General features: G+C 76.6%; 3 protein-coding genes. All 3 read left to right on the top strand.

Translation table 11 applies throughout. The features are described from left to right. The first annotated feature begins 338 nt into the window (after positions 1–338). The 3 genes from ABD308_RS34550 to trmB all read left to right on the top strand — a co-directional run bounded on the left by ABD308_RS34550 (position 339) and on the right by trmB (position 4019). Positions 339–1766, top strand: coding sequence for an NsdA family TPR-like regulatory protein (locus tag ABD308_RS34550; RefSeq protein WP_344343825.1), 1428 nt, complete (start codon positions 339–341; stop codon positions 1764–1766). A gap of 106 nt (positions 1767–1872) precedes the next feature. After that, the gene (gene lhgO, locus ABD308_RS34545; protein ID WP_344343823.1) at positions 1873–3108 is read left to right on the top strand and encodes an L-2-hydroxyglutarate oxidase; all 1236 of its coding nucleotides are present in this window, start codon (positions 1873–1875) and stop codon (positions 3106–3108) included. 80 nt (positions 3109–3188) lie between these two features. Continuing rightward, on the top strand, positions 3189–4019 hold the full coding sequence (gene trmB, locus ABD308_RS34540; protein ID WP_344343821.1) for a tRNA (guanosine(46)-N7)-methyltransferase TrmB: 831 nt from the start codon (positions 3189–3191) through the stop codon (positions 4017–4019). The last annotated feature ends 74 nt before the right edge of the window (positions 4020–4093 follow it).

The raw sequence follows: 4093 nt of genomic DNA, 5'->3' as shown, positions 1-4093 counted from the left end.
CCCCCCGGCCCGCCGGGTCCTCGACGGCGGGCCGACCCACGACCACCAGCGAATCGCCGACCAGCCGGTCGGGCCAGGGGGCACGGCCGGGCGCACATCGACACGGGACCGGAGCACGGCGCTCCGGCGCTCCACCCGGACACCCCCGGACGGCCGGATCCGGGCGGTCCCGGCCGATCCCGCGGACCGCCCGCCGCCCGGACCCGGGCGCGCGATCCCGCCATCCGGAATGCGGCCTCTTAACCGTCGGAACGCGTCCGACTACTCTAGGTACAGCAGCTACGGCCCGGCGCCGCCCGGGCCCCGCGCACGAGGCCGCAGGAGGTGCCGCCGCCACCATGACCGTCAGCCCACGAGGACCGAACGAACGGCTCGGCACGCTCCTGACCCTGGCTCAGATCAGCAACGCGGGGCTGGCCCGCCGGGTCAACGACCTTGGCGCGCAACGCGGGTTGACGCTCCGCTACGACAAGACCTCGGTGGCCCGCTGGGTCAGCAAGGGCATGGTGCCGCAGGGACCGGTCCCGCACCTGATCGCCACCGCGATCGGCGGCAAGCTCGGCCGCCCGGTGCCGCTGGAGGAGATCGGCCTCGGCGACACCGACCCGGCGCCCGAACTCGGCCTCGCCTTCCCGCGCGAGGTCCCCGACGCCGTCCGCTCCGCCACCGACCTCTGGCGGGTCGACCTCGACCTGCGGCGCGGCCCCGGCGGCGGGCGCTGGAGCGACAGCCTGGCCGGCACCTTCTCGGTCGCCGCCTACGCGACCCCGGTCTCCCGCTGGCTGATCACCCCCGCCGACGGCTCGGTGGCCCGCGAGGTGCCGCGCGCGCCCGCCGAGGCCGGCTCCTACCGGGTCGGCCACTCGGACGCCGCCAAGCTCCGCGAGGCCGCCCAGGAGGCCCGCCGCTGGGACTCCAAGTACGGTGGCGGGGACTGGCGTTCGTCGATGGTGCCGGAGTGCCTGCGGGTCGAGGCGGCGCCGCTGCTGCTCGCCTCGTACAGCGACGCGGTGGGCCGGTCGCTGTTCGGCGCGACGGCCGAACTCACCCGGCTGGCCGGGTGGATGGCCTTCGACACCGGCCAGCACGAGGCCGCCCAGCGCTACTACATCCAGGCTCTGCGGCTCGCCCGGGCCGCCGCGGACGTCCCGCTCGGCGGCTACGTGCTGGCCTCGATGAGCCTGCAGGCCGGGTACCGGGGCTTCGCCGAGGAGGCCGTGGACCTCGCCCAGGCCGCCCTGGAGCGCAACCGGGGCCTGGCCACCGCCCGGACGATGAGCTTCTTCCACCTGGTCGAGGCGCGGGCCCAGGCCAAGGCCCGGAACGCGGCGGCGTGCGCGACAGCGCTCGGGGCAGCGGAGAGCGCGCTCGAACGGGCGCGCGCCGGGGATCCCGATCCGGCGTGGATCGACTTCTACGCCTACGACCGGCTCGCCGCCGACGCCGCCGAGTGCTTCCGGGACCTCGGCGTGCCCTCCAAGGTCCGCCAGTTCACCCGTGAGGCGCTGGCCCGCCCCACCGAGGGGTTCGTCCGCTCGCACGGCCTGCGGCTGGTGGTCTCCGCGATGGCCGAGGCCGAGGCGGGCAACCTCGACGCGGCGGTCGCGGCCGGCGAGCGCGCCGTCGACGTGGCCGGGCGGATCTCCTCGCAGCGCAGCCGTGAGTACGTGGTGGAGATGCTGCGCCGGCTGGAGCCGTTCCAGGGCGAGCGCCGGGTCCGCGAGCTGACCGAACGGGCCCGCGCGGTGACCGTCGCCCCCGCGTGACCCGGCCGGCGCCGGCCCGCCGACGCCCCCTCGACCGGCCCCCGCCGACGTGGCAGCATCGCGGACGGACGGGGGCGGTCGGACGAGGCGAGGCGAGGAGCGGGCCGTGCGGTACGACGTCGACGTGCTGGTGGTGGGGGGCGGGATCGTCGGGCTCGCCACGGCGTACGCGCTGACCGGGGCCCGGCCCGGACTGCGGCTCACCGTGCTGGAGAAGGAGCCCGGCCTGGCCGCCCACCAGACCGGGCGCAACAGCGGGGTGATCCACAGCGGCGTCTACTACCGGCCGGGCTCGCTCAAGGCCCGGTACGCGGTGGCCGGCGCCGCCGAGATGGTGGAGTTCTGCCGCGCCCACGCCATCCCGCACGAGGTCACCGGGAAGCTGATCGTCGCCACCGGGCCCGCCGAGCTGGACCGGTTGCGCACGCTGGCCGAGCGCGGGCGGGCCAACGGCATCCCGGTCACCGAACTGGACCGCCGGGGCATCGCCGGGTACGAGCCGCAGGTCACCGGCATCGCCGGGCTGCACATCGGGACCACCGGCATCTGCGACTTCCCCGCCGTGGCCGCCGCCTACGCGCGGCTGGCCCGCGAGGCCGGGGCGGAGATCCGCACCGGGGCCGGGCTGCGGGCGGTCGCCCGGCGGGCCGACGGCGTCACCGTGCAGACCTCGGCCGGCGAGCTGCGCTGCCAGGTGCTGGTGAACTGCGCGGGCCTGCACAGCGACCGGATCGCCCGGCTGGCCGGCGACGATCCCGGAGTGCGGATCGTGCCGTTCCGCGGCGAGTACTACGAACTCGTCAAGGAGCGGCGGGAGTTGGTCCGGGGCCTGGTCTACCCGGTGCCCGACCCGGCGTTCCCGTTCCTGGGCGTCCACCTGACCCGGGGCGTGCACGGGGACGTGCACGTCGGCCCGAACGCGGTGCCGGCGCTGGCCCGCGAGGGCTACGACTGGCGCACCGTGCGGCCGCGCGACCTGGCCGGCACCGCCGCCTTCCCCGGCACCTGGCGGATCGCCCGCCGGCACTGGCGCTACGAGATCGGCGAACTGCACCGCTCGCTCTCCAAGCGGGCGTTCACCACCGCCGTCCAGCGGCTGCTGCCCGCCGTCACGGCGGCCGACCTGGTCCGCGCCGGAGCGGGCGTGCGCGCTCAGGCGGTGGCCCGGGACGGCTCCCTGCTGGACGACTTCGCCTTCGCCGGCTTCGACCCGGACGACCCGCGCTCCACCCGCCGCCTGGTGCACGTGCTGAACGCGCCCTCCCCGGCGGCGACGGCCTCGCTGCCGATCGGCCGCGAGGTGGCCCGCCGGGCGCTGGCCGCGCTGGAGGCGGGCGGCTGAGAACGGACCGGGCGCGGGGACGTGGGGCCCGTCACAGGGCCTGAGGCCCGCGCCCGACGGCCCCGTAGACTCGGGTGATTGTGACTGCCACCGCCCCGATCCCCCAGCCATCGCCCTCCGCCCGGCTCTCCGCGGCGCCCGCCGCGTACCCCGCGCCGATGTACCCGCACAAGGCCACCGAGGCCCAGCACAGCGAGCGGCGCATCCGCAGCTTCCAGCCGCGCCGGGGCCGGATGACCAACGCCCAGGCGGGCGCGCTGGACCGGGGCTGGGAGAAGTACGGCATAGCCATCGACGGCACCCCGCTCGACCTGCCCGCGCTGTTCGACGGCCTGCCGGTCACCCTGGAGATCGGCTTCGGCATGGGCGAGACCACCGCCGCGATGGCCGCCGCCGACCCCGCGACGGGCATCCTGGCCGCCGACGTCCACACCCCCGGCCACGGCAACCTGCTCGGCCTGCTGGAGCGCGACGGCAGCACCAACGTCCGCCCGGCCGCCGGTGACGCCGTGATCCTGCTGCGCGACATGCTCCAGGACGCCTCGCTGGCCGGCCTGCGGGTCTACTTCGCCGACCCGTGGCCCAAGCCCAAGCACCACAAGCGCCGACTGGTCCAGCCGTCCTTCCTGGAACTGGTCCTCCCCCGGCTGGCGCCCGGCGCGCTGGTGCACTGCGCGACCGACTGGGAGCCGTACGCGGAGCAGATGCTCGCCGTCCTGTCCGCCTCGCCGGAGCTGGAGAACCTGCACCCCGAGGGCGACGGCACCGGCTGGCTGGAGCCGGCGGACCACCCGGACGGCTCCGTCCCCGGGTACGCGCCGCGGCCCGACTGGCGGCCGCTCACCAAGTTCGAACGGGCCGGCCTCGCCAAGGGCCACGTGGTGCACGACCTGCTGTTCCGCCGCCGCTGACCCTCCGCCGGGGCGTTCGACCCGGCGGGCCGCGACGGCCCCGGCGGTCACCGGCGGGCGGGGGCGGAACGGGG

It is taken from the genome of Kitasatospora putterlickiae, assembly GCF_039527695.1.
Classification (GTDB): Bacteria; Actinomycetota; Actinomycetes; order Streptomycetales; family Streptomycetaceae; genus Kitasatospora; species Kitasatospora putterlickiae.
Note: the sequence above shows the minus strand (reverse complement) of the source record. Positions and strands in the feature narration are given on the sequence as shown.